General features: G+C 67.9%; 27 protein-coding genes. 6 read left to right on the forward strand and 21 right to left on the reverse strand.

Annotated elements, in window-relative coordinates; all coding sequences use genetic code 11:
- The 10 genes from recO to FHD68_RS08570 all read right to left on the reverse strand — a co-directional run.
- Nucleotides 1-702 (reverse strand): DNA repair protein RecO (recO, locus tag FHD68_RS08525; RefSeq protein WP_139085537.1); only part of this gene is annotated, 702 nt, incomplete at its 3' end.
- Between the two features lie 98 nt (nucleotides 703-800).
- The gene (gene rarD / locus FHD68_RS08530; RefSeq protein ID WP_127897784.1) at nucleotides 801-1,733 is read right to left on the reverse strand and encodes an EamA family transporter RarD; all 933 of its coding nucleotides are present in this window, start codon (nucleotides 1,731-1,733) and stop codon (nucleotides 801-803) included.
- 40 nt (nucleotides 1,734-1,773) lie between these two features.
- Nucleotides 1,774-2,109, reverse strand: coding sequence for a DUF1491 family protein (locus tag FHD68_RS08535; protein ID WP_127897783.1), 336 nt, complete (start codon nucleotides 2,107-2,109; stop codon nucleotides 1,774-1,776).
- Nucleotides 2,102-3,061: a GTPase Era gene (era, locus tag FHD68_RS08540; RefSeq protein ID WP_045981023.1), complete on the reverse strand. Its 960-nt coding sequence runs from the start codon at nucleotides 3,059-3,061 to the stop codon at nucleotides 2,102-2,104. The genes FHD68_RS08535 and era overlap by 8 nt, the downstream gene beginning before the upstream one ends.
- Nucleotides 3,058-3,747, reverse strand: coding sequence for a ribonuclease III (gene rnc, locus FHD68_RS08545; protein WP_127897782.1), 690 nt, complete (start codon nucleotides 3,745-3,747; stop codon nucleotides 3,058-3,060). Before rnc ends, era begins: the two co-directional genes overlap by 4 nt.
- Nucleotides 3,744-4,535: a signal peptidase I gene (gene lepB / locus FHD68_RS08550; protein ID WP_045981024.1), complete on the reverse strand. Its 792-nt coding sequence runs from the start codon at nucleotides 4,533-4,535 to the stop codon at nucleotides 3,744-3,746. Before lepB ends, rnc begins: the two co-directional genes overlap by 4 nt.
- Before the next feature lie 73 nt (nucleotides 4,536-4,608).
- Nucleotides 4,609-5,019 carry a holo-ACP synthase gene (gene acpS, locus FHD68_RS08555; RefSeq protein ID WP_045981025.1) on the reverse strand — a complete coding sequence of 137 codons (411 nt, stop codon included), beginning with the start codon at nucleotides 5,017-5,019 and terminating at the stop codon, nucleotides 4,609-4,611.
- Nucleotides 5,020-5,056: 37 nt separating this feature from the next.
- Nucleotides 5,057-5,791: a pyridoxine 5'-phosphate synthase gene (locus tag FHD68_RS08560; protein ID WP_045981026.1), complete on the reverse strand. Its 735-nt coding sequence runs from the start codon at nucleotides 5,789-5,791 to the stop codon at nucleotides 5,057-5,059.
- 30 nt (nucleotides 5,792-5,821) lie between these two features.
- Nucleotides 5,822-6,640 (reverse strand): 4-(cytidine 5'-diphospho)-2-C-methyl-D-erythritol kinase, encoded by an 819-nt coding sequence (locus FHD68_RS08565; RefSeq protein WP_127897781.1) that lies wholly within the window; start codon nucleotides 6,638-6,640, stop codon nucleotides 5,822-5,824.
- Nucleotides 6,637-8,445, reverse strand: coding sequence for a tetratricopeptide repeat protein (locus tag FHD68_RS08570; protein WP_240542488.1), 1,809 nt, complete (start codon nucleotides 8,443-8,445; stop codon nucleotides 6,637-6,639). Before FHD68_RS08570 ends, FHD68_RS08565 begins: the two co-directional genes overlap by 4 nt.
- A 480-nt stretch (nucleotides 8,446-8,925) precedes the next feature.
- Between FHD68_RS08570 and FHD68_RS08575 the strand changes: the two genes are divergently transcribed.
- Complete coding sequence (locus tag FHD68_RS08575) at nucleotides 8,926-9,111, forward strand: hypothetical protein (protein WP_046000793.1); 186 nt, start codon at nucleotides 8,926-8,928, stop codon at nucleotides 9,109-9,111.
- A 629-nt stretch (nucleotides 9,112-9,740) separates the two neighbouring features.
- Nucleotides 9,741-11,570, forward strand: coding sequence for a family 16 glycosylhydrolase (locus FHD68_RS08580; protein ID WP_127897780.1), 1,830 nt, complete (start codon nucleotides 9,741-9,743; stop codon nucleotides 11,568-11,570).
- Between the two features lie 65 nt (nucleotides 11,571-11,635).
- On the opposite strand, the gene FHD68_RS08585 is transcribed toward FHD68_RS08580, so the two are convergent.
- Genes FHD68_RS08585 through FHD68_RS08615 form a run of 7 tightly spaced genes read right to left on the reverse strand, consistent with a single transcriptional unit; the run spans nucleotide 11,636 to nucleotide 18,598 of the window.
- Nucleotides 11,636-12,484: a fumarylacetoacetate hydrolase family protein gene (locus FHD68_RS08585; protein ID WP_127897779.1), complete on the reverse strand. Its 849-nt coding sequence runs from the start codon at nucleotides 12,482-12,484 to the stop codon at nucleotides 11,636-11,638.
- A gap of 15 nt (nucleotides 12,485-12,499) precedes the next feature.
- Nucleotides 12,500-13,213 carry an SDR family oxidoreductase gene (locus tag FHD68_RS08590; protein ID WP_205963199.1) on the reverse strand — a complete coding sequence of 238 codons (714 nt, stop codon included), beginning with the start codon at nucleotides 13,211-13,213 and terminating at the stop codon, nucleotides 12,500-12,502.
- A 30-nt stretch (nucleotides 13,214-13,243) separates the two neighbouring features.
- Nucleotides 13,244-14,710 carry a UxaA family hydrolase gene (locus tag FHD68_RS08595; RefSeq protein ID WP_127899277.1) on the reverse strand — a complete coding sequence of 489 codons (1,467 nt, stop codon included), beginning with the start codon at nucleotides 14,708-14,710 and terminating at the stop codon, nucleotides 13,244-13,246.
- Between the two features lie 47 nt (nucleotides 14,711-14,757).
- Nucleotides 14,758-15,768, reverse strand: a complete 1,011-nt coding sequence (locus FHD68_RS08600; RefSeq protein ID WP_208863751.1) for a zinc-binding alcohol dehydrogenase family protein — start codon at nucleotides 15,766-15,768, stop codon at nucleotides 14,758-14,760.
- On the reverse strand, nucleotides 15,765-16,541 hold the full coding sequence (locus FHD68_RS08605) for an ATP-binding cassette domain-containing protein (protein WP_205963177.1): 777 nt from the start codon (nucleotides 16,539-16,541) through the stop codon (nucleotides 15,765-15,767). Before FHD68_RS08605 ends, FHD68_RS08600 begins: the two co-directional genes overlap by 4 nt.
- A gap of 59 nt (nucleotides 16,542-16,600) precedes the next feature.
- A complete protein-coding gene (locus tag FHD68_RS08610; RefSeq protein ID WP_139085530.1) occupies nucleotides 16,601-17,539 on the reverse strand; it encodes an ABC transporter substrate-binding protein in 939 nt (312 codons plus the stop codon).
- Between the two features lie 33 nt (nucleotides 17,540-17,572).
- The gene (locus tag FHD68_RS08615; RefSeq protein ID WP_127897776.1) at nucleotides 17,573-18,598 is read right to left on the reverse strand and encodes an ABC transporter permease; all 1,026 of its coding nucleotides are present in this window, start codon (nucleotides 18,596-18,598) and stop codon (nucleotides 17,573-17,575) included.
- Nucleotides 18,599-18,715: 117 nt separating this feature from the next.
- Between FHD68_RS08615 and FHD68_RS08620 the strand changes: the two genes are divergently transcribed.
- Entirely contained in the window at nucleotides 18,716-19,618 is a 903-nt protein-coding gene (locus FHD68_RS08620) for a GntR family transcriptional regulator (protein WP_127897775.1), read from the forward strand.
- Here the strand turns inward: FHD68_RS08620 and FHD68_RS08625 are convergent.
- Nucleotides 19,615-20,541, reverse strand: a complete 927-nt coding sequence (locus FHD68_RS08625) for an aldo/keto reductase (RefSeq protein ID WP_127897774.1) — start codon at nucleotides 20,539-20,541, stop codon at nucleotides 19,615-19,617. The two genes, FHD68_RS08620 and FHD68_RS08625, sit on opposite strands and share 4 nt — an antisense overlap.
- Nucleotides 20,542-20,637: 96 nt before the next feature.
- Here FHD68_RS08625 and FHD68_RS08630 point away from each other — a divergent pair, with 96 nt between their 5' ends.
- Both FHD68_RS08630 and FHD68_RS08635 read left to right on the forward strand, forming a co-directional pair.
- A complete protein-coding gene (locus tag FHD68_RS08630; protein WP_139085532.1) occupies nucleotides 20,638-21,480 on the forward strand; it encodes an amidohydrolase family protein in 843 nt (280 codons plus the stop codon).
- A complete protein-coding gene (locus FHD68_RS08635; RefSeq protein ID WP_127897772.1) occupies nucleotides 21,477-21,806 on the forward strand; it encodes an L-rhamnose mutarotase in 330 nt (109 codons plus the stop codon). The genes FHD68_RS08630 and FHD68_RS08635 overlap by 4 nt, the downstream gene beginning before the upstream one ends.
- Before the next feature lie 15 nt (nucleotides 21,807-21,821).
- Here FHD68_RS08635 and FHD68_RS08640 read toward each other — a convergent pair whose 3' ends face one another.
- The 3 genes from FHD68_RS08640 to FHD68_RS08650 are packed head-to-tail and all read right to left on the reverse strand — an operon-like array spanning nucleotide 21,822 to nucleotide 24,977.
- Nucleotides 21,822-22,208 (reverse strand): hypothetical protein, encoded by a 387-nt coding sequence (locus tag FHD68_RS08640; protein ID WP_139085533.1) that lies wholly within the window; start codon nucleotides 22,206-22,208, stop codon nucleotides 21,822-21,824.
- Nucleotides 22,209-22,218: 10 nt separating this feature from the next.
- Entirely contained in the window at nucleotides 22,219-24,519 is a 2,301-nt protein-coding gene (locus FHD68_RS08645; protein ID WP_208863752.1) for a xanthine dehydrogenase family protein molybdopterin-binding subunit, read from the reverse strand.
- Complete coding sequence (locus FHD68_RS08650; protein WP_045983882.1) at nucleotides 24,519-24,977, reverse strand: (2Fe-2S)-binding protein; 459 nt, start codon at nucleotides 24,975-24,977, stop codon at nucleotides 24,519-24,521. Before FHD68_RS08650 ends, FHD68_RS08645 begins: the two co-directional genes overlap by 1 nt.
- A gap of 323 nt (nucleotides 24,978-25,300) precedes the next feature.
- Between FHD68_RS08650 and FHD68_RS08655 the strand changes: the two genes are divergently transcribed.
- The gene (locus FHD68_RS08655) at nucleotides 25,301-26,818 is read left to right on the forward strand and encodes an ATPase domain-containing protein (RefSeq protein WP_205963176.1); all 1,518 of its coding nucleotides are present in this window, start codon (nucleotides 25,301-25,303) and stop codon (nucleotides 26,816-26,818) included.
- Nucleotides 26,819-26,897 lie beyond the last annotated feature (79 nt).

Consider the following 26,897-nt stretch of genomic DNA (forward strand, 5'->3'; position numbering starts at 1 on the left):
CACCAGCCGCGCCCGCGCGGCGGGCAACGGGCGTCCGACCAGGTCGGGCGCCAGCCGCCGTTCAAGGAAATGCCCGGTGATGGCCAGCCCCTGGGCCAGGTCGCGGCCGCGATTGTCGCCCGCCCCGCCCATGACCGCCGGCAGTGGCAGCAGGCGGTCGGCCCAGTCCCCCGCCCCCTGCCGGCTGACCGCACGGCCTGATCTTGGGCTGACATAGGCCAGCCCCTCGGTCGCGCCGGTCACCGCGCAGCTGGCAAGGTCCAGGCCGAACCCCATCTCGTCCAGCAGAAGCATCTCCCACGCCAGATAGGCGGGCGGCCAGTCGGCACCCGCCTCGATCTGGTCCAGCAGCGCCTCGGTCCGCTGGACCAGCATCGGGTGCGGATCGCGTTCGGGCAGCGCAAAGACCAGCAGCGCGCAGACAGCGTTCAGGCCGGCAAGCGCGGTCGGATCGGCCATCAGCCCCGCCCGCATGCGCAGCGGCTCGGCGGCAAAGCTGCCCAGCTGGTCCGATTGGCGCGCGCGCCAGCGCAGGGTCAGCCGCGCGCCGGGCTGCAGCATGGCGGCGCGTTTCTGCGATGCCCCGCCGGGGACGACTCCGACATGGCGCCCGTGCTCAAGGGTCAGCACGTCGATGATGACGGCCGTCTCGCCATGGGGACGGCGGCCGATCACGGTGCCTTCTGCCTGCCATTCCATCACAGCCTCCGGGTCCGCCGACACAGCTTGCGCGATCCGGCCTGCGGGGGCCAGAGGGCGTCACGCGGGCCACGGTCGCGCGCCCCGCCGGCATGGGGTGCCTATTGCATGCGCCGGGCGGCCAGGTCGCGACGGTCGCGGCGTCTCTGGCCCGCCTGGCGGACCAGCGTCACCGAATAGATGACCAGCGCCGCCCAGATCATCGGAAACGCGATCAGGCGGGCCCCGTCGAAGGGTTCGCCGAACAGCACCACCGCGCACAGAAAGATCATCGTCGGCGCGATGTATTGCAGGATGCCGATGGTCGACAGGCGGATCAGCTTGGCCCCGTTGGCATAGAACAGCAGCGGGATCGCCGTGACCGGCCCGCATCCCAGCAGCAACAGCGCCTGGCCCCAGCCGGCGCCAGTGAAATGCGACTGGCCCTGCAGCGTCTGCCAGATCAGGAAGCCCGCCGCCAGAGGGGTCAGCAGCAGCACCTCCAGCGTGAAGCCCTGGTTGGGGCCAAGCGGCAGGCTTTTCTTGCAATAGGCATAGAGGCCCCAGGACAGCGTCAGGCCGATCGCCACCACCGGCAGGCTGCCCGCCTGCACCGTCAGCACGATCACCGCGGTGGCCGCCAGCGCGATGGCCGCGACCTGCCCCCGCGTCAGCCGTTCCCCCAGCAGCGTCGCGCCCAGAAACACGCTGAACAGCGGGTTGATGTAATAGCCAAGCGCCGCGTCAAGCGCGTGATCGTTCGAGATCGCCCAGACATAGATCAGCCAGTTGACCGAGATCAGCACCGCCGTCAGCGCCGCCATCGCCAGCAGGCGCGGTTGGCGCAGGGCCTGGCCGACCTCGGCCGCGCGGCCCTGCCACAACAGGACGGCCGCCGCGATGGGCAGCGACCAGACGATGCGGTGGGCGATGATCTCGGCCGCGGGCAGATGCGCCAGCGCCTTCATGTAGATCGGCAGGAACCCCCACAGCCCATAGGCCGCGACGGCATAGGCAAGGCCCTTGGGCGAATCGGTTTGCGGGGTGCTACTCATGGCGTGATGCATATTCTGCAAACCGCGACCCCGCCAGAGGTCAGAACAGCCCGTCGCGATCCAGCAGCGTGGTGCCGTCGCGCGATTCGATCTCGATCACCCACAGGTCGCGGTCGCGGGACCGTTGGCGGGCGATGGCAGCGTCGATGTCACGCTCGGTGCCCCTGTCGGTCGCGACCCAGGGACGGGTGTCGCTGTCCATGTCCCATTCGCGCATCCACAGCGCGGCGGTGCCGTCCAGATGGGCGCATTTCACCGCGATCGCGCCCGCCGTATCGTCACCGCGCGCCAGCACATAGGCGGGGATGGTGGCCTGGGCCAACCGCGCCAGATAGGCCGCGACCCACAGGGACGCGGCCAGGCGCGGCTCAGCCATCGCCGTCGCGGAAGTTCAGGCCGATCTCGTCATAGCGTTCGGCCTCGTTCTCCCAGTTCTCGCGGACGCGGACCTGCAGGAACAGATGGACGCGGCGACCCATGAACTCCTCCAGCTCGACGCGCGCGGCCTGGCCCACGGCCTTGATCGTCTCTCCGCCGCGGCCCAGGACGATGCCCTTGTGGCCCTGGCGGGCGACATAGACGACCTGTTCGACACGAGCGCTGCCGTCGTCCTTCTCCTCCCAGGCCTCGGTCTCTACCGTCAGCTGATAGGGGATCTCCTCGTGCAGGCGCAGGGTCAGCTTCTCGCGGGTGATCTCGGCGGCGATCATGCGCATGGGCAGGTCGGCGATCTGATCCTCGGGGTACAGCCACGGGCTTTCGGGCAGGCTGCGGGCCAGCCAGCCGCGCAGCTGCTGGCAACCATGGCCGCGCATGGCCGAGATCATGAACGTCTCGGTGAAGGGATAGGCCTCGTTCAGCTGCTGGGACAGGGCCAGCAGGGTCTCGGCCTTGACGCGGTCGATCTTGTTGATGATCAGCGCGACGGGCGTCCCCTTGCCCAGGTCGACCAACTGATCCAGGATCGCCTGCGTGCCGTCGGTCAGGCCGCGATGCGCCTCGACCAGGACCAGCACGATGTCGGCGTCCGACGCCCCGCCCCAGGCCGCGGCGACCATGCTGCGGTCCAGCCGGCGGCGCGGGCGGAAGATGCCCGGCGTGTCGACAAAGACGATCTGCGCGGGGCCGTGCATGGCGATGCCGCGAATGCGTGCGCGGGTCGTCTGGACCTTGTGGGTCACGATGCTGACCTTGGCGCCGACCATCTGGTTCAGCAGCGTGGACTTGCCCGCATTGGGCTCTCCGATCAGGGCGACGAAGCCCGCGCGGGTGGGCCCGTCGGGTTGCGCCGCGGGCGGCTGATCGGGGGCGATGTCGTCGTCGGTCATGTCAGTCCTTCCAGCCGATCCAGCAGCGATTGCGCGGCGGCCTGTTCGATGCTGCGCTTGGTGCCCGTGCCGCGGGCCTGCGCGTCGCGGCCGTCTTCCAGCCGCACGGTGATCAGGAAGACCGGCGCATGGTCGGGGCCGCTGCGTTCGGTCTGTTCATAGACGGGGGGCGGCATGCCCTGGGCCTGGGCCCATTCCTGCAGGGCGGTCTTGGCGTCGCGGCTGTCGGCATCGACCCGCGCCAGACGCGGCGCCCAATGGCGCAGCACGACCTGACGGGCCGCATCGAAGCCCGCATCCAGATAGACGGCGGCCAGCACCGCCTCCATCGCATCGGCCAGAAGGGCGTCCTTGCGACGCCCGCCCGACAGCATCTCGGACCGACCCAGCTTCAGCACGTCGCCCAGAGACAGCTCGCGGGCCACCGCGGCGCAGGTCTCTCCGCGCACCAGCGCATTGTAGCGCGGGGCAAGCTGGCCCTCGCTGGCGGCGGTGTCTGCGGTGAACAGTGCCTCGGCCATGACCAGACCCAGGACGCGGTCGCCCAGGAACTCCAGCCGCTGGTTGTCGGGCCGCGTGACGCTGGCGATCGAGCCATGCGTCAGCGCGCGGATCAGCAGTTCGGGCCGCGCGAATTCATGCCCCAGACGGGCCATGAAGGCCCGGATGTCGGCCGAGGGCGTCAATTCACCGCCTTGAAGAAGCGGTCGGACCGCCACGTCCAGAAATACAGCAGCGACCGCCCCGCCGACGAGAACATGATGCGGTCGGCGCGGCCGATCAGGTATTCGGCCGGCACGAAGCCCAGGCCGCCGATCTCGGCCGGGAAACGGCTGTCTTCGGAATTGTCGCGGTTGTCGCCCATGAAGAAGTACTGTCCTTCGGGGACGGTGAAGGTCGGCGTGTCGTCGGCCACCCAGCCATCGACGATGTTCAAGATGTCATGGGTGTTGCCGCCCGGCAGCGTCTCGGTCATGCGTTCGCTGATGCAGTCGCCGCCCTCGGGCACGGGGTCGTTCACGCAGCGCGGGATCAGGCCCTGCGGCCCCTGCTGTTCCTTGACCTCGATGAACTCTCCGGCGGGGGTGACCTGGACCGGCTCTCCGTTCAGCCACAGGCGGCCGCCGCGCATCTGCACGGTGTCGCCCGGCAGGCCGATCACGCGCTTGATGAAATCGACGTTGCGGGTCGGGTGACGGAACACGGCAACGTCGCCGCGCGCCGGTTCGCGTTCCAGGATGCGGCCGCTGATCGGGCACATCGAGAACGGGCAGCTGTGCGCGGAATAGCCATAGGCCATCTTGTTCACGAACAGGAAATCACCGATCAGCAGCGTGTCCTTCATGCTGCCCGACGGGATCCAGAAGGGCTGGAAGAACAGCGTGCGGAAGATGCCCGCGATCACCAGCGCCCAGAAGATCGTCTTGATCGTCTCCCAGATGCCGTCCTTTTTCTCGGGCGCTGCCGTTGCCATTCCGCGTGGTCCTCTTATCCCTCGGGCCGGGGGCCCTGCGTCGGGTGTTCATGGGCCGGGCACAGGGTCAAAGTCAAGCAGGCGCAGGGCCGGGACGCGCCTCGATCACCACGAAGGCCTGCGCCCAGGGGTGGTCGTCGGTCAGCGTGACATGCACGACCGCGTGATGATCGGCGGGCGTCATCGCCGCCAGCCGGTCCGCGGCCCATCCCGTCAGCGCCATGACCGGCTGGCCCGACCGCAGGTTCGTCACCGCCATGTCGCGCCAGCTGATGCCCATGGCAAGACCCGTGCCAAGCGCCTTGGAGCAGGCCTCCTTGGCGGCCCACCGCTTGGCCAGGGTGCCGGCCTCGTCGGCGCGGCGGGCAGCCTTGGCCAGTTCGGTGGGCGTGAAGACCCGGTTGCGGAACCGGTCGCCAAAGCGGTCCAGCGTCCCCTGGATGCGGTCGATGTTGGCCAGGTCCGTGCCGATGCCCAGGATCATGCCGTGCGTCCCGACGGGTCTTTGGACAGGAAAGGGATCACGCCCGCGCCGCGTCCATGCGCGCGCGCATCTCGCGGATCGCGCCCTCCAGCCCCAGGAACACCGATTCCGAGATCAGGAAATGCCCGATGTTCAGTTCGGCCACCTGGGGAATGGCCGCGATGGGACCGACCGTGTCGAAGGTCAGCCCGTGGCCCGCATGGACCTCCAGCCCCAGGTCATGGGCCAGCGCGGCACCCTCGCGCAGGGCGGCCAGTTCGGCATCGCGCTCGGCGTGGCGGCCCTCGGTGTCCAGGTCGCAATAGGCGCCGGTGTGCAGTTCGACCACCGCCGCGCCGATCCGGGCGGCGGCGCGGATCTGGGCGGGTTCGTGACCGATGAACAATGACACCCGACAACCGGCCTCGCGCAGCGGCGCGATGTATCCGGCCAGCGCATTGTCGTTGCCCGCGACATCCAGACCGCCTTCGGTCGTACGCTCCTCGCGCTTCTCGGGGACGATGCAGACGGCATGCGGACGATGGCGCAGGGCGATGGCCTGCATCTCCATCGTGGCGGCCATCTCGAAGTTCAGGGGCTGGGTCAGGTTGGCCATCAGCGCGTCGATGTCGGCGTCGCTGATATGGCGGCGATCCTCGCGCAGATGGGCGGTGATGCCGTCCGCGCCCGCGGCCTGGGCGATCAGCGCGGCCCGCAGCGGGTCGGGCCAGGGCGTGCCCCGCGCGTTGCGGATGGTGGCGACGTGGTCGATGTTGACGCCAAGGCGCAGCATGGGTTCCTCCGGGATCGGGTCGGGCGCAGTCTAGCCGCGTGCCGGGGCGGATGCCAGTTCGGTCGCCACCGCCCACCAGCCGTTGCGCGCAAGGGCCGCAGCCGCGCGCTCCGCGGCGCCGGGGTCGGCAAAGATGCCGAAGCAGGTGGCCCCCGATCCCGACATCCGCGCCAGCCCCGCGCCCTGCCCTTCCAGCGCCCGCAGCACGTCGGCGATGACCGGCGCCGCGGCAATCGCGGGGGGCTGCAGGTCGTTCCGCGTGGTGCCCAGCCAGCCCAGCAGCGCATCGACATCGGCAAAGGCGGGAATGGGCGGCAGAGGCGGATTGTCGCGCGACCGCAGGCCCGCGAAGATCGCCGGGGTGGGCACCGCGATGCCGGGATTGACCAGCACCAGGTGCAGCGGCGGCAGGGCGGGCAGCGGGGTCAGCACCTCTCCGACGCCCTGCATGCGCGCGGGCGTCGAGGCCAGGCAGACCGGCACGTCGGCACCAAGCCGTTCGGTCCCATCGGGCAGCGGATGGCCCATCCGCGCCAGCCCGCGCAGCACCGCCGCCGCATCGGCGGACCCTCCCCCGATGCCCGAGGCGACGGGCAGCGCCTTGGTCAGCCGGATCGCGGCCTGTCCCCCGACCAGACGCGCGGCGCGCAGGCACAGATTGTCGTCGGTTGACAGACCCGCCGCGAAGGGGCCGTCGATGCTCAGGGACAGCGGGCCGGGGGTCAGGGCGATGCTGTCGCCGACCGCCGCAAAGCAGACCAGCGAATCCAGCAGGTGATAGCCGTCAGGCCGCCGACCCGTCACGTGCAGCGCCAGGTTCAGCTTGGCGGGGGCCGCCTCGATGATCATTCGGCCGCGTCGGCCTCGGTCTGCGGGGCCTGGGTGGGGTGGCTGGCGACGGGGCCGTCCTCCTCGTCCATCACCGCGTTCAGGCCGCGATCCAGCTTGGCGCGGATGCGGTCGGCATCGACCTCTCCGCTTTCGCCGGGCTCCAGCGACAGGGCGCGCTGCCACTGGATCTGCGCCTCGCGGTGGCGGCCGACCATCCAGTAGATGTCGCCCAGGTGGTCGTTGACCAGCGGATCGGCGGCCATCGTGGCGATGGACTGCTCCATCGGAGCCACGGCCTCCTGATAGCGGCCAAGCCGGAAATAGGCCCATGCCAGGCTGTCCAGGATATAGCCGTCGCCGGGCGACAGCTCGACCGCGCGCTTGATCATGTCCAGCGCCCGGTCCAGGTTCTGGTTCCGGTCGATCCAGGAATAACCCAGATAGTTCAGCAGGCTGGCCTGATCGGGGCGGATCTCCAACGCGGCCAGCAGGTCGGCCTCGGCGCGGTCGAACTGGCCCGCACGCTCCAGCGAGATGCCGCGCGCGTAAAGCGGGAACCACCGCGCCTCGGGCGGGGCGTCGGCCAGAAGGTCCAGCGCCCGGTCATAGCTTGGGATCGCCTCGGCGTATTTCTCCTGCTGGCGGGTCACGTCGCCAAGCGCGATCCAGGACTGCGCCAGGCCCGGATAGGCCGCGGTCAGCGCCAGGGCCGCACGCTCCGCCTCGGCGGGGCGTTGGGCGCGCGACAGGGCGTCGATGCGCGACAGCTCGGCCTGGGGGCGCATCTCGCCCATGCGCCGGACGGCATCGAACTCGGCCTCGGCCAGGTCGAACTGCTGGCGGTCCTGCAGCAGCTGCGCGGTGGTCAGCCGGGGCTCGGGGTTCTGGGGCGCGATCCAGGACGCCAGGCGCGCATGGATCAGCGCCAGCGGTTCCGGGTCCGGGCTGCTGGACAGGGCCGAGGCAAAGGACAGCAGCAGATGCGCGATTCCGTCCGCCGGGCCGCCCACCACGTCGAAGGGCACCGGCTGCCCCTGTTCCAGGCGCTGGCGCAGGGCCAGCAACTGCGGCTCGGCCTCCAGCCCGTCGATCTGGGACAGCAGCGCCAGCGCCTCGTCGCCGCGATCCAGCTGCGACAGGATCTGGACGCGGGCGGTCAGGCCCATCAGGTGGCCGCTGGCCTCGGACTGCACGATCAGGCGGTTGGCGGCCTCATAGTCGCCCGCCAGCGCCCGGGCCAGCGCCAGGTGATAGTTCACGATGGGGGCCAGGTCCGCATTCGCGGCCATCGCCTCGAACGCCGCGATGGCGTCGGTGGCGCGTCCCGCACCCAGCAGCGCCCAGGCACGGATGGTGCCGTCCATCAGGTCCTGGTCCAGCGGGACGTCCGGCGCATGGGTCGCGTCGATCAGGTCGACCACGCCCTGCCAGTCCTCGGCCCGGACCAGCTGTGCGCGGCGCAGAAGGCCGGCCAGTTCCGTGGGGCGATCCTCGTCGAACAACCGTTCGGCCATGGCCACCGCCTGATCGACATCGCCCGCCGATGCCAGCGCGACCAGCGCGCTGTCCTGCAGATAGACGTCCTGCGGATCCTGCGCCGACGCCATGACGAAATAGCGCGCCGCCGCGCGAAAGTCGTTCTCGACGGTCGCCATGCGGGCGGCAAGATAGGGGCCGGCCAGGCCGCTGATCTGCGCGGGCTGCTGCGGCGGCTTCGGTTCGGGCGGGCCGTCCTGCGCCAGAGCCGGCAGGGCAGCTCCCGTCGTCAGCGCAGCCAGCACGGCAAGACGCAGCAGGGCAGCAAGGGGGCGGGTCTGGGTCAAGGGCGGCACTTCCGGAAATCACATTTGCGTTGTCCGCAAGCCTAGCGGCCGGGGCCAAGGCAGGCAACGCCCCCGCCCCAAGGTTTCATCACATGTTCGAGTAATCACGCATGTTTTGGATTTTGACAGGGTCCCCTGAGGCATATCGCCGGTTGCCGGTGAAGACTGCAGGATGCGCTGTCTGTAGCGCACGGCGGCAAGGGATACCCGCCCGGATCAGTTTGCAATTGTTAGTCGACGTACCGTCACGCTTGCCGAAAACTGAGGCATCGGCAGCAATCCGTGAAAATCGAACCATGTAACGGCATGATTTCGCCGCTTTTGTCCCGGATGTCACCTCTGCCTAGGCGTTTTGCCAAAGTGCATGGTACGATCAGTTAACCAAGATCGAAACGGTCATCTGCTCGCATCCTGGTTTCTGAATGAAACGCTGTGGCCACCTGTCCTTGCAGGGGGTCGGCTATCGAATGGAGGGGTCGGATGATCGCAGCCAATCTTGCCTTTGCCCTAGCCGTGGCCATCGGCGTCATGATGCTGTTCCTGTTCAACGGGTTCGCATATTGGGAATGCCTGACGGCCTATGCGCTCTGCGGAGGATTCTCGGTGCTGGCATTTGCTTGGGCATCGGCATCGCGGACGCCCGTCCGCACAGACCAAAGGTCATGACGGACGGGCACGTTGCCTGACTGGTAACCTATGACACAAGGGAACGACCGGCGACGGGACGACCCTTATCTCTGACAATCGATACGCACGTCTTAGACTTGTGCATATGGTGCAATACGTCAATCTAATATAAGGTTGAATATAAATTAATAGTTCACGCTTAAGTTGTTAATAAAAGTTTTGATATTGCCATAGTGGTCGCGCGCGATCGTTTTCTGAAAACTGTTTAGAGTTTTGATAAGATAGCAAGCGCATCAACATTTTACGCCTTATACGACGGTACACTCCCCACTCTACGCCTCAGTTATCGCCTAGATTAGATTTGCGAACCGAAGCCGCACAGGGGCAGCACGCAGAGCAGTGTGTCGCCTATTGGATCTTCCGATCTCTTTTAACAGGGCCATTGATACAACTCGCCGACAGAATATCGCGTTGTTCTGGCAGATCCGACGCCGTTCCTTAGCTTGCGTTTGTCCCACATGGGACACAGCACAAACCGCGCAGCGCAAGATCGCGTTAAAGTTGCATTAGGGTGTCCGGGTCATACTGAACCTTCGGCTTCCTGATCGGACCGCGTGCTGCCCTGCCCGTCTCGGCCGCCGCCGTCCCTGCGACCATCTGAGGTGAGCATGACCACGACCCCGACCGCCCCTGCCCTTGATCTGTACGAGATCGGCGAACAGCATGACAATGACAGCTGGCTGATCTCGGACTGGGCGGCCGGGCAATCAAGCATCATGCAGTGGTCGGACGACAATGTCCGCGTCGGCGCGGATGGTGCCATCGAACTGGTCCTGGGCCGGTCCCCATCCGGATCGCCCCGTCCCTATCAGGGCGGCGAGATTCAGGGCGCCCAGATCGCCACCACCGGAACATGGGGATGGACCGTGCAGGCCCCCGACATGCAACCGGGCGCGGTATTCGGACTGTTCACCTACAAGGCGGACTGGCAGCATCAGCCTTGGGTTGAATTCGATTTCGAATTCGTGGGGGGCGACACCACGCAGGTCCAGTTGGCCATCCACATGGAGGACGCTGCCGGAAACCATATCACGCTGAATGACGCCGGCCAGCGGCGCGCGGTGATCGACCTAGGCTTTGACGCGGCGGAAGGTTTTCACACCTACGAAGTCACCGTGACCGACCGTTCCGCCGTCTTCTATGTCGATGGGCGTATCGTGGCGCAATTCAGCGCCGCGGACATGCCCGGCGGCATCTGGAACATTGGCCCCATGTCCAGCTATGTCGATCTGTGGGCGGTGGCGCCGGGGCAGGAAGAATGGGCCGGCCGATGGACCGATCCCGGAGAGCCCTTGGTCGCCCGCATTGCCGGGGCAGAGATCAGGCCCGGCGAATACGGCAGTAGCGTTCCCCCCGGCCCCGTGGTCGGCGGGCCGGGTCCGACCCCCGATCCGGTCCCCGGCTTTCCGCTGTTCCCCGCCGATGCCCCTCCGGGCAGCATCATTGGCAGCGCAGGTGCCGATCGCCTGCGCGGGACCGCGGCAAGTGACACGATGTTCGGGCTTTCGGGCAATGATGTCATCGACGGCATGGCGGGCGCCGACAGGATGTACGGCATGGCCGGCGACGACGTCTATCACGTCGACAACGCGGGTGACCGGGTGATCGAAACGGCGAATGGCGGTCGGGACGTCGTGCATGCCGGCGTGTCCCACGCGCTGTCCGCCCATGTCGAGCATCTGGTGATGACCGGTACGGGGCGGGTGACCGGTGTCGGCAACGATCTGGCCAACCGCATGACCGGAAATCGGGCCGATACCATCCTGCGCGGCGCGGGTGGCGCGGACACGATCGCCGGGGGCGGCGGGGCCGACAGCCTTTTCGGCGGGAACGGAAACGACGTCCTGCATGGCGGGGTCGGCGACGACATGCTTTGGGGCGGGGCGGGCAACGACACGATCGATGGTGGCGCGGGAACGGACTGGGTCTCGTTCATGGGTCAGGCGCGGGCCGCGCGGATCGATCTGGCCATGACCGGCGCGCAGGCCACGGGGCACGGGACCGACGTGATCCGCAATGTCGAGAACATTCACGGCGGAATGGGCCGCGACATCCTGATGGGCGACGCCCGGGCGAACGTGATCCGCGGCGGGTTCGGTGCGGACATCCTTCACGGCAGGCAGGGCGATGATCGCCTGGACGGTGGGGCCGGAAACGACAGCCTGAACGGCGGTGCGGGACGCGATCAGCTGTGGGGCGGCGCGGGGGCCGATGTCTTCGTCTTCGGTCACGGTGCCGGGCGCGATGCGGTCATGGATTTTCAGGACGACATCGACACGATCCGCATGATCGACTTCGGGATCGCCAGCTTGGCGCAGGCGCGGGACCATGCCGCACAGATCGGCGCGAACGTCGTATTCGATCTTGGGGACGGTGACGTGCTGACGGTGCGCAACATGACGATCGACGGGCTGGGCAACGACCTGATCTTCGTCTGACCGGGATTGGCCCGTAACGCCCGGCCCACGCGGGGCCAGGCGTCACGGGCGACGGCATGCACCCATCAGGCCGGGTCGGCAATGACCTCCTGGCGCTGCTGGCCCAGCCCCTTGATGCCCAGATCGACGACGTCGCCCGCCCGCAGGAAGCGTTGCGGCCGCATCCCCATCCCCACGCCCGGAGGCGTTCCGGTGGAAATCACGTCGCCCGGATGCAGCGTCATGAACTGGCTGAGGTAGTGGATCAGGAACGGCACCCGATAGACCATCGTCGCCGTCGACCCGTCCTGCATCGTCTGACCGTTCACGCTCAGCCACATCGCCAGATCCTGGGGATCGGCGATCTCGTCCGGGGTGACCAGCCAGGGGCCGATCTGGCCGAAATTGTCGCAGGACTTGCCCTTGGTCCACTGGCCCGCGCGTTCGGTCTGGAACGCCCGTTCGGACACGTCGTTTGTCACGGCAAAGCCCGCGACATGGGACATGGCGTTGGCTTCGTCGACATATTTGGCAGGCTTGCCGATGATGACGGCCAGTTCGACCTCCCAGTCGGTCTTTTCGCTGCCGCGCGGGATGATGATCGGATCGTTCGGACCGCAGATCGCGCTGGTGGCCTTCATGAAGATCACCGGTTCGGGCGGGACCTGCATGCCGGATTCGGCGGCATGGTCGGCATAGTTCAGGCCGATGCAGATGAACTTGCCGGTGCCCGCGACGGGCGGGCCCAGACGCGGATCGCCCTGGACCAGCGGCAGCGTCGCCGGATCAAGGCGCGCCAGGCCGGCCAGTGCATCGGGATGCAGCGCCTGTCCGGACAGGTCCGACACATGCGCCGACAGGTCACGGATCTGGCCGTCCGCGTCGATCAGGCCGGGTTTCTCGGCGCCCGCGGCACCAAAGCGAACAAGTTTCATGTCGTCTTCCTTGGGTCAGAGTGTCCAGCCGCCGTCGATGCAGACGGCTTGGCCCGTGGTATAGGTCGCGCCCGCCAGATACACGGCCAGATCGGCAATTTCCGCCGCATCGGCGATGCGCCCCATGGGCTGGCGCGCGACGAAGGCCGCGCGGGCCGCCACGGCATCGCCCGTCGCGGCAAGGCGGTCGTCCAGGGACGGCGACTGCACCGTGCCGGGGCAGATCGCGTTGCATCGGATGCCGTGGCCCACATGATCGGCGGCGACCGACTTGGTCAGACCCAGGACGGCGGCCTTGGTGGTGGAATAGGCAAAGCGGTTGGGCACCCCCTTGATGGACGAGGCGACCGAGGACATGTTGATGATCGCCCCCCGCCCCCGATCGACCATCCCCGGCAGGACCGCCCGGATCGTGCGCATCATCGATCGCACGTTCAGGTCGAATGCGAATTCCAGGTCGGCCTCGGATGCCTCCAGGATGCCGCCTGCATGCACGACCCCGGCGCAGTTGAACAGCACGTCCACCGGTTCCAGATCGGCAAAGAACGCCGCCACGGCGGCGCCGTCCAGCACGTCCAGGCGCGCGGTGCGGCACCCGTCCAGCGTCGAGAGCCCGTCCATGTTGATGTCGGTGGCGATCACCTCGGCGCCCGCCGCGGCAAAGGCCAGTGCGCTGGCGCGGCCGATCCCCTGGGCCGCCGCGGTGATCACGACGCGCTGTCCCGTCATGGGGGTTGGTATCATTCGCTGTCCTTTCACTTACATCACCGCGCCGATCTGCCAGGGCACGAACTCGACCGCGCCGAACCCCTGCGCCTCGCTTTTCGTCGGGGCACCGGAGGCGACGGCCAGCATCAGGTCGAAGATTTCGTGCCCCTTCTCCTGCAGGGTGGCCCCGGAGAGGATCGCACCGCAATCGACATCCATGTCCGGCTCCATCCGGCGCCACAGGTCGGGGTTCGACGCGATCTTGATGCAGGGCACAGGGCGATAGCCCGACACGCTGCCCCGCCCGGTGGTGAAGGCGATCAGGTTGGCCCCCGACGCGACCTGCCCCGTCACCGAACAGGGGTCATAGCCGGGGCTGTCCATGAAGACGAAACCCGGCCGGTCGATGGGTTCGCCATAGCGATAGACCGCCGACAGCGGCGCGCTGCCCCCCTTGGCCACGGCGCCCAGGCTCTTTTCCAAGATCGTGGTCAGGCCGCCGCGCTTGTTGCCGGGCGAGGGATTGTTGTCCATCTCTCCGAAATTGCGGGCGGTGTAATCCTCCCACCAGTCGATCAGGTCGATCAGCTTGCGGCCGGTCTCGGGATCGGCGCGTCGGGTCAGCAGATGTTCGGCGCCATAGATCTCGGAGGTTTCCGACAGGATCGAGATGCCCCCCTGCGCCACCAGCAGATCAGAGGCGATGCCCAGGGCCGGGTTGGCCGTGATCCCGGAATAGCCGTCCGACCCCCCGCATTGCATGCCCATCACCAGCGCGGATGCCGGGGCGGTCCGGCGCGTGGCACGGTCGGCCTCGGCGGCCAGTTCGCGCAGGATCGCCACGCCCTTGTCGACGGTGGCCCGCGTGCCTCCCGTCTGCTGGATGGTCATATAGCGGAACCGGGCGCTGTCCTTCAGCGCGCGCCGGTCGATCAGGTCGGGGATCTGCATGACCTCGCAGCCCAGGCCCACCATCAGGATGGCGCCGAAATTAGGGTTGTGGCCATAGCCTGCGATGGTGCGGAACAGCGTCTCGTACCCTTCGCCCTTGCCGGACATGCCGCAGCCGGTGCCGTGCACGATGGGCACGATCCCGTCCACGTTGGGGTAATCGGCCAGCCAGCCCTGACGCTCTGCCTCCTCGGCGATGAAGCGGGCGACCGATCCCGCGCAATTGACCGAGGTCAGGATGCCCACATAATTGCGCGTGCCCACCCGCCCCGATGGCCGGTGAAACCCCTGGAAGGACTCCGGCGCATCGGGGGCGGGCAGCGCACCCGCCGCGCTGCCAAAGCCGTGATCCTGCTTGTGCGCCCCCATGCCAAGGTTCTGGACATGGACATGCGCCCCCGCCGCGATGGGCCGGGTGGCGATGCCGATGACCTGACCATATTTCAGGACCGGTTCGCCGGGCGCGATGGGGCGGATAGCGACCTTGTGGCCCGCGGGGATCGCCTCTGTCGCGGCGCATTCGGCATCAAGCGGCGCGCCGGGGGTCAGGGCGATCAGGGCGACCATGATGTTGTCGCGGTCATGCAGGCGGATGGCGGTCGGCGGGGCTTGCGTCACGGGGTCACCAGGATCTTGACGATGTCGTCGCGGTCATCGACCAGCGCGGCAAAACGGTCGGGCAGATCGGCCAGCGGAACGACCTCGGACAGCAGCGCATCGGTGGGGATCAGCCCGTCGCGAATGGCCGCGATGACCCGGTCGAAATCGGGGGCCTGCGCGTTGCGGCTGCCGATGATGCGGGCCTCGCGCTTGTGGAACTCGGCATCCGAAAAGCGGATGTCGCCCTTGACCACGCTGACCAGCACCGTGCTGCCGCCATGGGCCACAAGGGGAAAGCCCGCCTCGATGGCCGGTGCGCTGCCGGTCGCGTCGAAGACGACATCGAAGCCCTGCGCCAACTCGCCGGTCAGGATGTCGTCGCCCGGACGGTGCAGCAGGTCGAACCCGCACAGTCGCCGCGCCAGCGCCAGCCGCCGGTCGCTGAGATCCATCAGATGCACCTGGGCCCCGGCCAGTCGCGCGAACAGCGCGGTGCCAAGCCCGATCGGCCCCGCCCCCGTCACCAGCGCCAGATCGCCCGGCCCCACGCCCGAACGCGCGACGGCATGGGCGCCGATGGCCAGGAACTCGACCATCGCGGCCTGATGCACGCTCAGCCCGTCGGCGGGGTACAGGTTGCCCGCCGGAACCGCGATCCGCGCGCACATGCCGCCGTCGCGATGCACGCCCAGCACCGCGATCGCGGCGCAGCAGTTGGGCTTGCCGCGCAGGCAGGCACGGCAGGCCCCGCAGGACAGATAGGGGTTCACCACGACCAGGCGCCCGGCATCCGGTCCGCCGGCCACATGCCCGGACAGCTCGTGCCCGATCACGCGGGGATAATCCAGATAGGGATGCTTGCCCTCGAAGATGTGGTAATCCGTGCCGCAGATGCCGATGGCGGCGATGTCGACAAGCACCCAGCCCTCGGGGGCATGGGTCGGCAGGGGCCGCGTCTCGATGCGGAACCGGCCGGGTTCGACGCAGACGCCGCATGCCATCGTGGTGGCGGATGCGTCCTTCATTGCACCGGCTCCGGCCTGCGGGCGGACCAGTCGGACGGCAGCTCTCCCTTGACGATCAGGCTGAGGACGTCGTCCTTGCTGACATCGCCGATGGCATGGGCGCCCACGACGCGGCCCTTGTTCATCACCACGACCCGGTCGCACAGGTCGAACACGTCATGGATGTCGTGGCTGACCAGGAATATCCCGATCCCGTCGGCCTGCAGCTTGCGGATCAGGTCGGCCACCATCGCCGTCTCGGACGGGCCCAGGGCTGCGGTGGGTTCGTCCATGATCAGCACGCGGGTGTCGAAATAGATCGCACGCGCGATCGCGATCACCTGGCGCTGGCCACCCGACAGGCTGGACACGGGGTCGCGCAGGTTGCGAAAGTTGGGGTTCAGCCGGGCCAGCACCTCGCGCGCGGCGCGCAGCATGGCCGCGTCGTCCAGGTTGCCGAACCGGGTCTTGAGCTCCCGCCCCAGGAACAGGTTGCTGGGCGCGTCCAGATGATTGGCCAGGGCCAGCGTCTGATAGATCGTCTCGATCCCCTTGGCGCGGGCATCGTTGGGTTCGGCAAAGCGGACCGCCGTGCCGTTCACGCGGATCTCTCCGCTGCTGGGGGTCATGGCGCCCGACAGGATGCGCATCAGGCAGGACTTGCCCGCGCCGTTATGCCCCAGAAGGCCCACCACCTCGCCCGGATAGAGGCTGACCGAGACATGATCGACGGCCCGGACGCCGCCGAAATGCTTTTCGATGTCGATCATCTGGACCAGCGGCTGGTCTGACATGGGCATGCCCCTTGCAACGTGTCGGTGATCGGGGACCGCGCGGGCGGTCCCCGGCAGCATCAGTAGAGGACGTTCCTGGCCTCGTCGGACTCGATGTTGGCCTTGTCGACCATCACCACGCCGGTGTTGATGAACGGCTCGACCGTCTCTCCGGCCAGGATGTCCATCACGGTCTGCACGCCCATCTCGCCCATGGCGAACGATCCCTGCACCGCCGTCGCCGTCAGCACGCCGTCGCGCACGAACTGCTGCAGGTCCTCGTTGCCGTCAAAGCCCAGGGCGGTCAGCTGTCCCGCCTTGCCGGCCTGTTCGATCGCGCGCCCCATGCCGACGGCCGTGGGTTCGTTCGCCCCGAAGATGCCGATAAGGTCCGGGTTCGACGCCAGCATGTCGGTGGTCTGGTTCAGCGCGTTGGCCATCTGGCTTTGCGAATAGAGCGGACCCACGATCTCCAGGTCGGAATTCTCCTGCAGGTAGCTGGTGAAGCAGCCGACGCGCCCGATCTCGGACCCGACGCCCGCGACATAGGACATGATCCCCACCTTGCCGGTCGTGCCGGCCTCGTCGATCATGCGCTTGGCCACCTGCTCTCCGGCCGCGCAGTTGTCGGTCGACAGGAAGGCCTGGAACGCGCCTTCTGCGCCCTCGCCCAGGGCGCTGTCGATGATCACGACCGGGATGCCGGATTCGTAGGCGCGCTGCACCACGGGGATCAGCGCCTCGGGGTCGGACGGGGCCAGGACCAGCCCGGCCACGCCGCGGTTGATGGCGTTCTCGACCAGGCTGACCTGATCGGCCACCGCGCTTTCCGCGGCCGGACCGTCAAAGCTCAGCGTATGCTCGGACTGGCCCTCGATCGCGGCCTGGGCGCCCAGGTTCACGTTCTGCCAGAAGTTCGAGTTGGTCGTCTTGACGATGACCGCGATCTCTCCGGCCTGGGCGCCGGCGGCGGTCAGGGCAAGGGCGGATACGGCCAGGCATGTCTTGAGCAGTGTCATCTTGGTTCCTCCTCCGATGATGATGATGCGGGCCTAGCGGCGGTTGCGGACCTGATCGATCCAGACCGCGCCGATGACCACGAAGCCGATGACGATCTGCTGGATGAAGGCGGACACGCCCGACATGTTCAGACCGTTTCGCAGAATGCCGATGATGAACGCACCGATCATCGTGCCCGCGACGGTGCCCACGCCCCCCGACAGGGATGCGCCGCCGATCACCGCCGCCGCGATGGCATCCAGTTCGTACATCACCCCCTCGCTTGGCTGGGCGGTGACCAGGCGCGACATCAGCACGTTGCCCCCCAGCCCCGCCAGCGCGCCCGACATCGTGTAGGCGTACATCTTGGTCCAGTCGACATTCACGCCGGACAGGCGCGCGGCCTCCTCGTTCGACCCGGTGGCATAGATGTGGCGCCCGATCTGGCGGCGGCGCAGCAGATAGGTCGCGACCACCGCCACGACCAGCAGCAGGATGGCCGGATAGGGGATGCCCGGAAAGATCACGCGCGGAAAGCCGTTCGGCTGCATCTCGACCACGCGGAACAGCGCGCCGTTGCCAAGCCGCCCGAAGCCCGCGCCCAGCTGCGAAATCGGCGTGGCCCCGGTCAGCTGCAGCGCCACGCCGCGCGCGATCAGCATCATGCCAAGCGTCGCCACGAAGGGCGGGATCCGCAGCCGGGTGATGACAAGGCCGTTGAACGCCCCGCAGGCGGCGCCGGCCAGGACGCCTGCGCACATCGCGGGCACCACCGGCAGGCCGGCCTTGACCACCATCGCCGACACCACGCCCGACAGCGCCAGCACCGAGCCGACCGAAAGGTCGATCCCGCCGGTGATGATGACCATGGTCAGCCCGATCCCCAGCAGCCCGATGACCGATGTCTGCAACAGCACCGTCAGCCCGTTGTTGACCGACAGGAACGCCGGGCTGGCCATCGCAAAGCCGATGATCAGCAGGACCAGCGTCAGCAGGGCCGATGCACGGTGCAGCTGGTCGCGGGCGATCGTCAGCCGACGCGCCTTGCCGTCGGCCCAGGGCTTGCTTGCGTCCGTCATCGTTCCTCCCCGACCGATTTCGTCCTGATGTCGGCAAAGCATGTGCAGGCACCTTGCACCTGTCAATTGTTTTTAATAATTTAGGACAAGAACCGCCTGACCCGAGGAAACCCCACCATGGCCCGCAGCGACACCCGCTATCGCGAGGCGTACAATCGCCTTCTGGACCACTGCGCGACCCTGACCCCGGGGGCCGACCTGCCCGCCGAGGCCGCGCTGAGCGAGATCGCCGGGGTCAGCCGTACCGTCGTCCGCCGCTGCCTGGCGCGGCTGGCGGAGCTGGGGGTGATCGCGCTGGACGGGCGGGCCAAGCGGGTGCTGCGCATGCCGGACCAGGACGACCGGATCGCCGTGATCCGCGCCGCCGACGGTCTGCAGGCGCTGGAGCAGCGGTTCCTGGACTGGATCCTGCGCTTCGACGTGCCTGCCGAAACGCCGCTGTCGGTGGCCGAGCTGGCGCGGACCTTCGGCGTCACCCAGCATCAGCTGAACGAGTTCCTGGCCGGGCTCAGCCGGTTCAGTCTGGTCGCACGCAGGCCCAAGGGCGGCTGGATGCTGCGCGGCTTCACCAAGGAATTCGCGGTCGAGCTGTCGGACTTTCGACTGGTCCTGGAACTGGACGCGATCGCCAAGCTGGTCGAGGCGCCGGTCGATCACCCCGTCTGGCCACGGCTGGCCACGCTGCGCGTCCAGCACCTGGCCTTGGCGGACCAGATCGACACGCATTTCCACGAGTTCTCCAAGCTGGACGAGGCGTTCCACGAGGCCATCAACGCCGTCGTCCGCAACCGCTTCGTGGCCGAGTTCCAGAAGGTCATCTCGCTGATCTTCCACTATCACTACATGTGGGACAAGACGCAGGAAAAGCAGCGCAACGGCGCCGCGATCCAGGAACACCTGGCGATCATCGACGCGCTGGAGGCCCGCGACGCCGGCCGCGCGCTGGATGCCGCGCGCCAGCACCTGCGCACGTCGAAATCGACGCTGCTGTCATCCCTGCGCCATCACGACCTGGGTTAGCGCAGGACCTCCAGGTTGCGGCGCAAGGTCGCCGGATTGGCCGTGCCCAGCAGCACCGCCGCCGCCGCGGGATGGTCGCGCGCGAAATGCAACGCCGCGGTCGCAAGCGGCATCCCCTGCGCGGCGGCCTGATCCTGCAGGGCAGCCACACGGTCCAGCACCTGCTGCGGGGCGGGGCCGTAATCATAGGTCGCGCCAGCCACGGGCCCGGTCGCCAGGATGCCGGAGTTGAAGATCCCGCCCAGCACCAGACTGGTCCCGGCCACGCGACAGCGCGGCACCAAAGCGTCCTCGGCCGAACGGTCCAGCAGGGTCAGCCGCCCCGCCAGCAGGATCACGTCCAGGGGCCCGTGATCCATCACCCGCAGGCAGATCTCGGTTTCGTTGACGCCAAGACCGAATGCGCCGATGCGGCCGGCCTCCTTCAGCCGGACCAGTCGTTCATACCCGGACCCCAGGAACGCCTGCAGATGCCGGTCGTTGTCGGTGCCATGGGTATAGGTGCCCAGATCGTGGACATAGACGATGTCGACCCGCGCGACGCCAAGCCGGTCCAGGCTCTGCTCCAGGCTCTCCTCGATCCCGTCACCGGAATAGTCGTAATGCACGTCGTTCTGCGCGGGGCGGACATAGCTGTCGGCCTCGGGGATCGGCGCGGCGGCTGGGGTCAGGACGCGCCCGACCTTGGTCGACAGAACGGCCCCCGTCCTGCTCGTCAGGAACCGCCCCAACCGCTGTTCGGACAGGCCGCGCCCGTAATGGGGCGCCGTGTCGAAATAGCGGATCCCCGCATCCCATGCCGCCTGCAGAACCTGCTGCGCGTCCTCCTCCGCGACCTCGCGATACAGGTTGCCGATGCTGGCACAGCCGAACGCGATGGGGGTGATCTCCACCCCTGTCCGGCCGATCCTGATGGTCTTCATGCCGCCTCCTGTCCCCCCGGGTCGGGCGTTGACACGCCACGACCGCCTCCATACGGTTTATTATGATTAGAGACACAACCCGGCAAGGACATTCCCGTGATCATCGACGCCCATCAGCATTTCTGGCGGATCGCCCGGGGCGATTACGGCTGGATGACCGATCAGGTTGCACCCATCCGGCGGGACATCCTGCCTGCGGATCTGGAACCCTTGGCGCGGGCGTCCGGGGTCACCGGCACGGTGCTGGTCCAGGCCGCCCCCACGCTGGACGAGACGCTGTTCCTGCTGGGGCTGGCCGACCGGTCGCCGCTGATCCGCGGCGTCGTCGGGTGGATCGACCTGACCGTCGATGTGGCCGCCCAGCTGTCGCGAATCGCCCACCCTGCGCTGCGCGGCATCCGCCCGATGCTGCAGGATATCGACGACACCCGGTGGATCCTGCAGGACGGCGTGATCGACGCCCTGCGGCAGGTCGCGGGGGCCGGGCTGCGGCTGGATGCGCTGATCACGCCCCGCCACCTGCCCGTCATCGAGGAATTGGCCGGGCGGGTGCCGTCCCTGCCCATCGTGATTGATCACTGCGCCAAGCCCGTCTTTGACGGCATGGACGCCGGACCGGACTGGCGCCGGGGCATCGACGCCCTGGCCGCCCACCCGCAGGTGGTCTGCAAGCTGTCGGGGCTGGCCAACGAATTCGGGCCCGGCTGGTCCGCAGACACCCTGCGCCCGGTCTTCGACCATGTCCTGCAGGCCTTCCGCCCCGAACGGCTGATGTGGGGCAGCGACTGGCCGGTGCTGGAGCTTGCGGGCACCTATGCCGATTGGCTGCAGGTCGCGCAGACCCTGTGCGCGGCCCTGTCCGATACCGATCGAGCGCAGGTCTTTGGGCAGACGGCCATCCGCTTCTATGACCTTGACGCGAAGGAACAGCGCCCATGAAACGCATGGCCCATGTCATCGGGATCGATCCGGACCGGATCGACGAATACACCCGCCTGCATGCCGATGTCTGGCCCGCGGTGCTGGACCGGCTGTCGCGGTCGCATATCACCAACTATTCGATCTTCCTGCGCCGGCCAGAGAACCTGCTGTTCAGCTATTGGGAATATCGCGGCACCGATTTCGCGGCGGATGATGCGGCCATTGCCGCCGATCCGGTGACGCGCGACTGGTGGGCGCTGTGCGGCCCGATGCAGCGCCCGTTGGACACGCGGGCTCCTGGTGAATGGTGGGCGGGCCTGACCGAGGTGTTCCATTCGGACTAGGCCGCGCCTGCCGGGTCACCCGTCGATCAGACCGACAAGGATCTCCTTGATCTGCCGGGTGCAGGCCTCCTCGTCCCCATCCTGGGCCAGGGTGCGGGCTTCGCCCAGGCGGGCACGCGCCTCGATCAGCTCCTCGCCACCGTCCCCGGCCTCGTCGGCCTCCTCGACCGCCGCGGCGGCGTCGTCCTGATAGGGGACGGGTTCCTCTGCCGTCTCCTCGGTCACGGCCTGGGCCTCGCGGGCGCCCGCGACCCCCTGCCCGCCCGTCGAGGCCGAGATGGCCAGCCGCGACGCATCGTCCAGCGCCTCTTCGAGGAAGGTGATCCGGTCGGCGCAATCCGCCAGCGCCGGACCGGCCAGGACAGCAAGGCTGCCGGCCAGAAGCATCTGTTTCAGGGTCATGGACATGTCCTCAGCTGCGAAGTTGATCGGCCACCGGCAGGCGGCGGATGCGGGTGCCCGTCGCGGCAAAGATCGCGTTGACGATGGCCGGGGCGACCGGCGGCAGGCCCGGTTCCCCGACGCCCCCCAAAGGCTGGTCATAGCCGCCCGAGGACACGAGATGCACGTTAATCTCCCGCGGCGCGGTCTCCATGCGGGGGATCAGGTAGGTGTCAAAGTTGTCCTGCTGCGCACGCCCGTCCTGGAAGGTGATCTCGGCCGTCAGGGCCTGCCCCGCGCCCATGATGACAGCCCCCTCCATCTGAGAGCGGATGCGGTCGGGATTCACATGCGCGCCGCAGTCGATGGCGATCTCGACGCGCGGGATGCGCACCGCGCCGTCCACGACCTCAACCTCGGCCGCCACGGCGACATGGCTGACAAAGCTGTAATGCGCGGCGATGCCCAGGCCGCTGCCGGCGGGCATCTGGCGACCCCATCCGATCGCCTCGGCCACGGTTTCGGTGACCGCCCGCAGGCGTCCGGTGTCGATGGGATAGCGCGCCGGGTCCTCGCCATAGTTCCAGACATCGCCGATCTCGCTCGGGTCGATGAGGCGGGCGGGGCCGATCGTCTCCAGCAGGTATTCCAGCGGATCGCGCCCCGCCGCCGCCGCCAGTTCTGCGATGAAGGACTGGATCGCGAGGGCATGCGGGATGTTGGAGACCGACCGGTACCAGCCGATGCGCACATGGGCCGGGGCCTGCGGGTTCTCGGCCCGGACGTTGGGGATGTTCAGGGGCATGTTGGTCAGCCCCATGCCCAGCTCGAACGGCAGCTTCTCCTTGGGGTCGGGGGCAAAGATCGACCCGATCGTAGGGGCGGCGGTGCGGTGCAGCCAGGCCACGGCCTTGCCCTGTGCGTCCAGCCCCGCCTCCAGCCGCTCGACCGAGACGGTGTGGTAATAGCTGTGGTGCAGGTCGTCCTCGCGCGTCCAGGTCAGCTTGACCGGGGCGCCCATCTCGCGGCTGAGGATCGCGGCCTCCAGCACGAAGTCGGGCTTGGACTTGCGGCCGAAACCACCGCCCAGCAGGGTGACGTTGACGGTCACGTCCTCCTCGGGCAGTTCCATCCGCTGCGCCAAGCGCAGGCGGGTGACCTGCGGTGCCTGCACGCAGGCCCAGACCTCGCAGGACCCGTCGCGTACATCGGCCACGGCGGCTGGCGGCTCCATCGGTGCCTGCGCCAAGTGGGGGATATAGTATTCGGCGACCACGCGGGTCTCTGCCTCGGCCAGGGCCGCGTCGACGTCGCCCCGGTTCAGGATCAGCTTGCCGTCGCCGGTCTGCACCGCCGCCTCAAGCTCTGCCCTGAAGTCATCCGAGGAATAGGCAGCATGCGGCCCATCCTCCCATTCGATGACCAGCGCTTCGCGCCCCTTGATGGCGGCCCAGGTGTTGCGGGCAATGACCGCGACGCCGCCAAGCGGCTGGAATTCCGCGGGGATGGCGGGCGGGTCCAGCCGCACGATGCGCTCGACCCCGGGAACCTGCAGGGCGGCGCTGTCGTCCAGGCTGGCCACGCTGCCGCCAAAGACCGGCGGGCGGGCGATGACGGCATACAGCATGCCTTCGCGGCGCACGTCGATCCCATAGGTCGTGGTGCCGCGGGTGATGTCGTCATTGTCGACCAGCCCGATATCGGCCTTGCCGACGTAACGGAACGTCGCGGGGTCCTTCAGGCGCAAGCCCTCGCGGTCGGGAACCGGCAGGGCGGCGGCGGCGGCGGCCAGTTCGCCAAAGCCCATCGTGCGGTCCGATCCGGCATGACGTACGACATGCCCCTCGGCGCGCACTTCGGACAGGGGCACGTCCCACGCCTCGGCCGCTGCCTGCTCCAGCATGGTCCGGGCCGAGGCCCCGGCACGGCGCATCGGGCCGAAGAAATGGCGCAGGCTGCGTGAACCGTCGGTGTCCTGGTTGCCATAGCGCGGCTCGTTGCCGGGGGCCTGGGTCACGCGGACCATGTCCCAGTCTGCCTCCAGCTCGTCCGCCACGACCATCGCGATGGAGGTGCGCACGCCCTGCCCCATCTCGGAACGGTGGACGGTCACGGTGACGATACCGTCCTCGGCGATCGAGACGAAGACGTTCGGATCGTCACGCCAGCCGTTGGGCATCGCGTCGGCGCCGAACTGAACCGGCGCGTCCTGTGCGCGGCCGGGACGGGGCAGTCCGATGGCAAGAACCAGGCTGCCGGCCCCCATGCCCAGCAGCAGGGACCGGCGGCTGACATTGGCGATGCGGAGGGATTCGGGGACACGGTTCGACATCATTCGGTCCTCGCTTCGGCGGCCTGCTTGATGGCGGCGCGGATGCGCGGATAGGTGCCGCAGCGGCACAGGTTCGCGCTCATCACCGTGTCGATGTCCTCGTCGGTCAGGTCGGGGGTGGAATCCACAAGCGCCGCGGCCTGCATGATCTGCCCCGCCTGGCAATAACCGCATTGCGACACGTTCAGGTCACGCCAGGCGACCTGCACGGGGTGGTCGCCGTTCTCGGCCAGACCTTCGATCGTGCGGACGTCCGACCCGTCCGCGATCGAGATGGGGGTGATGCAGGCAAAGGTCGGATAGCCGTCCAGATGGATCGTGCAGGCACCGCATTGGGCAATGCCGCAGCCGAACTTGGTGCCGGTCAGTCCCAATTCGTCGCGCAGGTACCACAGCAGCGGCATTTCGGGATCGCCATCGAAACTGTGTTCCGTCCCGTTCACGGTCAGGGTGATCATGATGGCTTCCTCGCTTTCGGATCAGGGCCGGTCGGCGTCGTGCGCGCATGTGACCGTCAAGGGCAACGCCCTTCGGTAAACTGGGTTCCCGAAAAATCGCGCGTCAGTTGCCGGCATGGTCCGGAAAGGCATTGAGCCCGGTCCAGGCACCGGTCCCGTGCCAGGACCATCCTTTATCAGGTGGAGCTGTCCGCGGCGACGGATTAGGCGTGACGATCAGACTGCGCCTTTGGCGCTTGACGACCGGCACCCGGTCGGGACAGGAATCCGCCTTGTGTCCGGGGCGCGCACGGGCCGATACCATCCAAGGCATGGGACAGCAGATGAGCCAGGAAACAGCAGGCGCGGACACCGACGCGCGCTTTCGCACCGGAACCCCCGGCCTGGATGCCGTGCTGCTGGGCGGGCTGACGCCATCGCGGCTTTATCTTGTCGAGGGCACGCCCGGATCGGGCAAGACCACGCTGGCGCTGAAATTCCTGATGGAGGGGCGCCAGGCGGGTGACCGCGGCCTCTACATCACCCTGTCCGAGACCGAGACCGAACTTCGGGCCGTCGCGCGGTCGCATGACCTGACGTTGGACGGCATCGACGTCTTCGAGATGATCGCCGAAGACGAGTTCGGCATCGACCACGAACAGTCGCTTCTGCATCCCAGCGAGGTGGAGCTGGGAGAGACGGTGCGCGGCATCTTCGATCTGGTGGACCGGACCGACCCGGTGCGCGTGGTGCTGGACAGCCTGTCGGAACTGCGCCTGCTGGCGCAGAACCCGCTGCGCTATCGCCGCCAGATCCTGGCGTTGAAGCATTTCTTCGCGCGCCGGAACTGCACCGTGCTGATGCTGGACGACCGCACGGCCGAACCCGGCGACCTGCAGCTGCACTCGATCGCGCATGGCGTCATCTCGCTGGAGCAGCTGGCCAACGATTTCGGCTCGGAGCGCCGCAGGCTGCGGGTCGTCAAGATGCGCGGCCTGAAATATCACGGCGGCTATCACGACTTTACCATCGAACGCGGCGGCATCCGCGTCTATCCGCGCCTGATCGCGGCCGATCACCACCGCCGCTTTTCGGCCGAACCGGTGACCACGGGGCTTGCCGGTCTGGATGCGCTGCTGGGCGACGGCCTGTTTCCCGGAACCAACACGCTGCTGGCGGGGCCTGCCGGGGTGGGCAAGACGACGACCGCCGTGCGCTGCATGATCTCGGCCCTGCAGCGTGGCCAGAAGGCGGCCTATTTTCTGTTCGACGAACGGCTGGCCACGCTGATGACCCGATCCAGGGTGCTGAACATGGACCTGCAGCCGTTCATCGACGCCGGCCTGCTGACGATCCGCCAGATCGACCCGGCCGAACTGTCCCCCGGAGAGTTCGCCAGCGCCGTCCGCAGCGCGGTCGAGAAGGACGATGTCGGACTGGTCGTGATCGACAGCCTGAACGCCTATCTGCACGCGATGCCAAGCGACAATTTCCTGGTGCTGCAGATGCACGAACTGCTCAGCTACCTGGCCCAGCAGGGCGTGGTCTCGCTGATGATCCTGGGTCAGCACGGGGTGACGGGCGACCTGCGGTCGGACCTGGACATCAGCTATCTGGCCGACACGATGATGATGCTGCGCTTTTTCGAGGCCGACGGAGAGGTGCGGAAGTCGATCGCGGTCATCAAGACGCGCACGTCGGACCACGAACGCACGATCCGCGAATTGCGGATCGACGGGGGCGGCATCGTCATCGGCGCACCGATCCGGGGCTTTTCGGGCATCCTGTCCGGGACCCCGGTGCTGGTGGGCACCGAGAACGACCTGATGGCGACCGATCCGCAGAGGGACCGGGCACGGTGACCGACCGGTCGGCCGCGCGCGACGACCTGGCCCTGGCGGTGGCGATCCTGGCGCCGCGGGGCCGCGACGCCGCCGTGGC

Source organism: Paracoccus marcusii (genome assembly GCF_006151785.1).
GTDB lineage: Bacteria > Pseudomonadota > Alphaproteobacteria > Rhodobacterales > Rhodobacteraceae > Paracoccus > Paracoccus marcusii.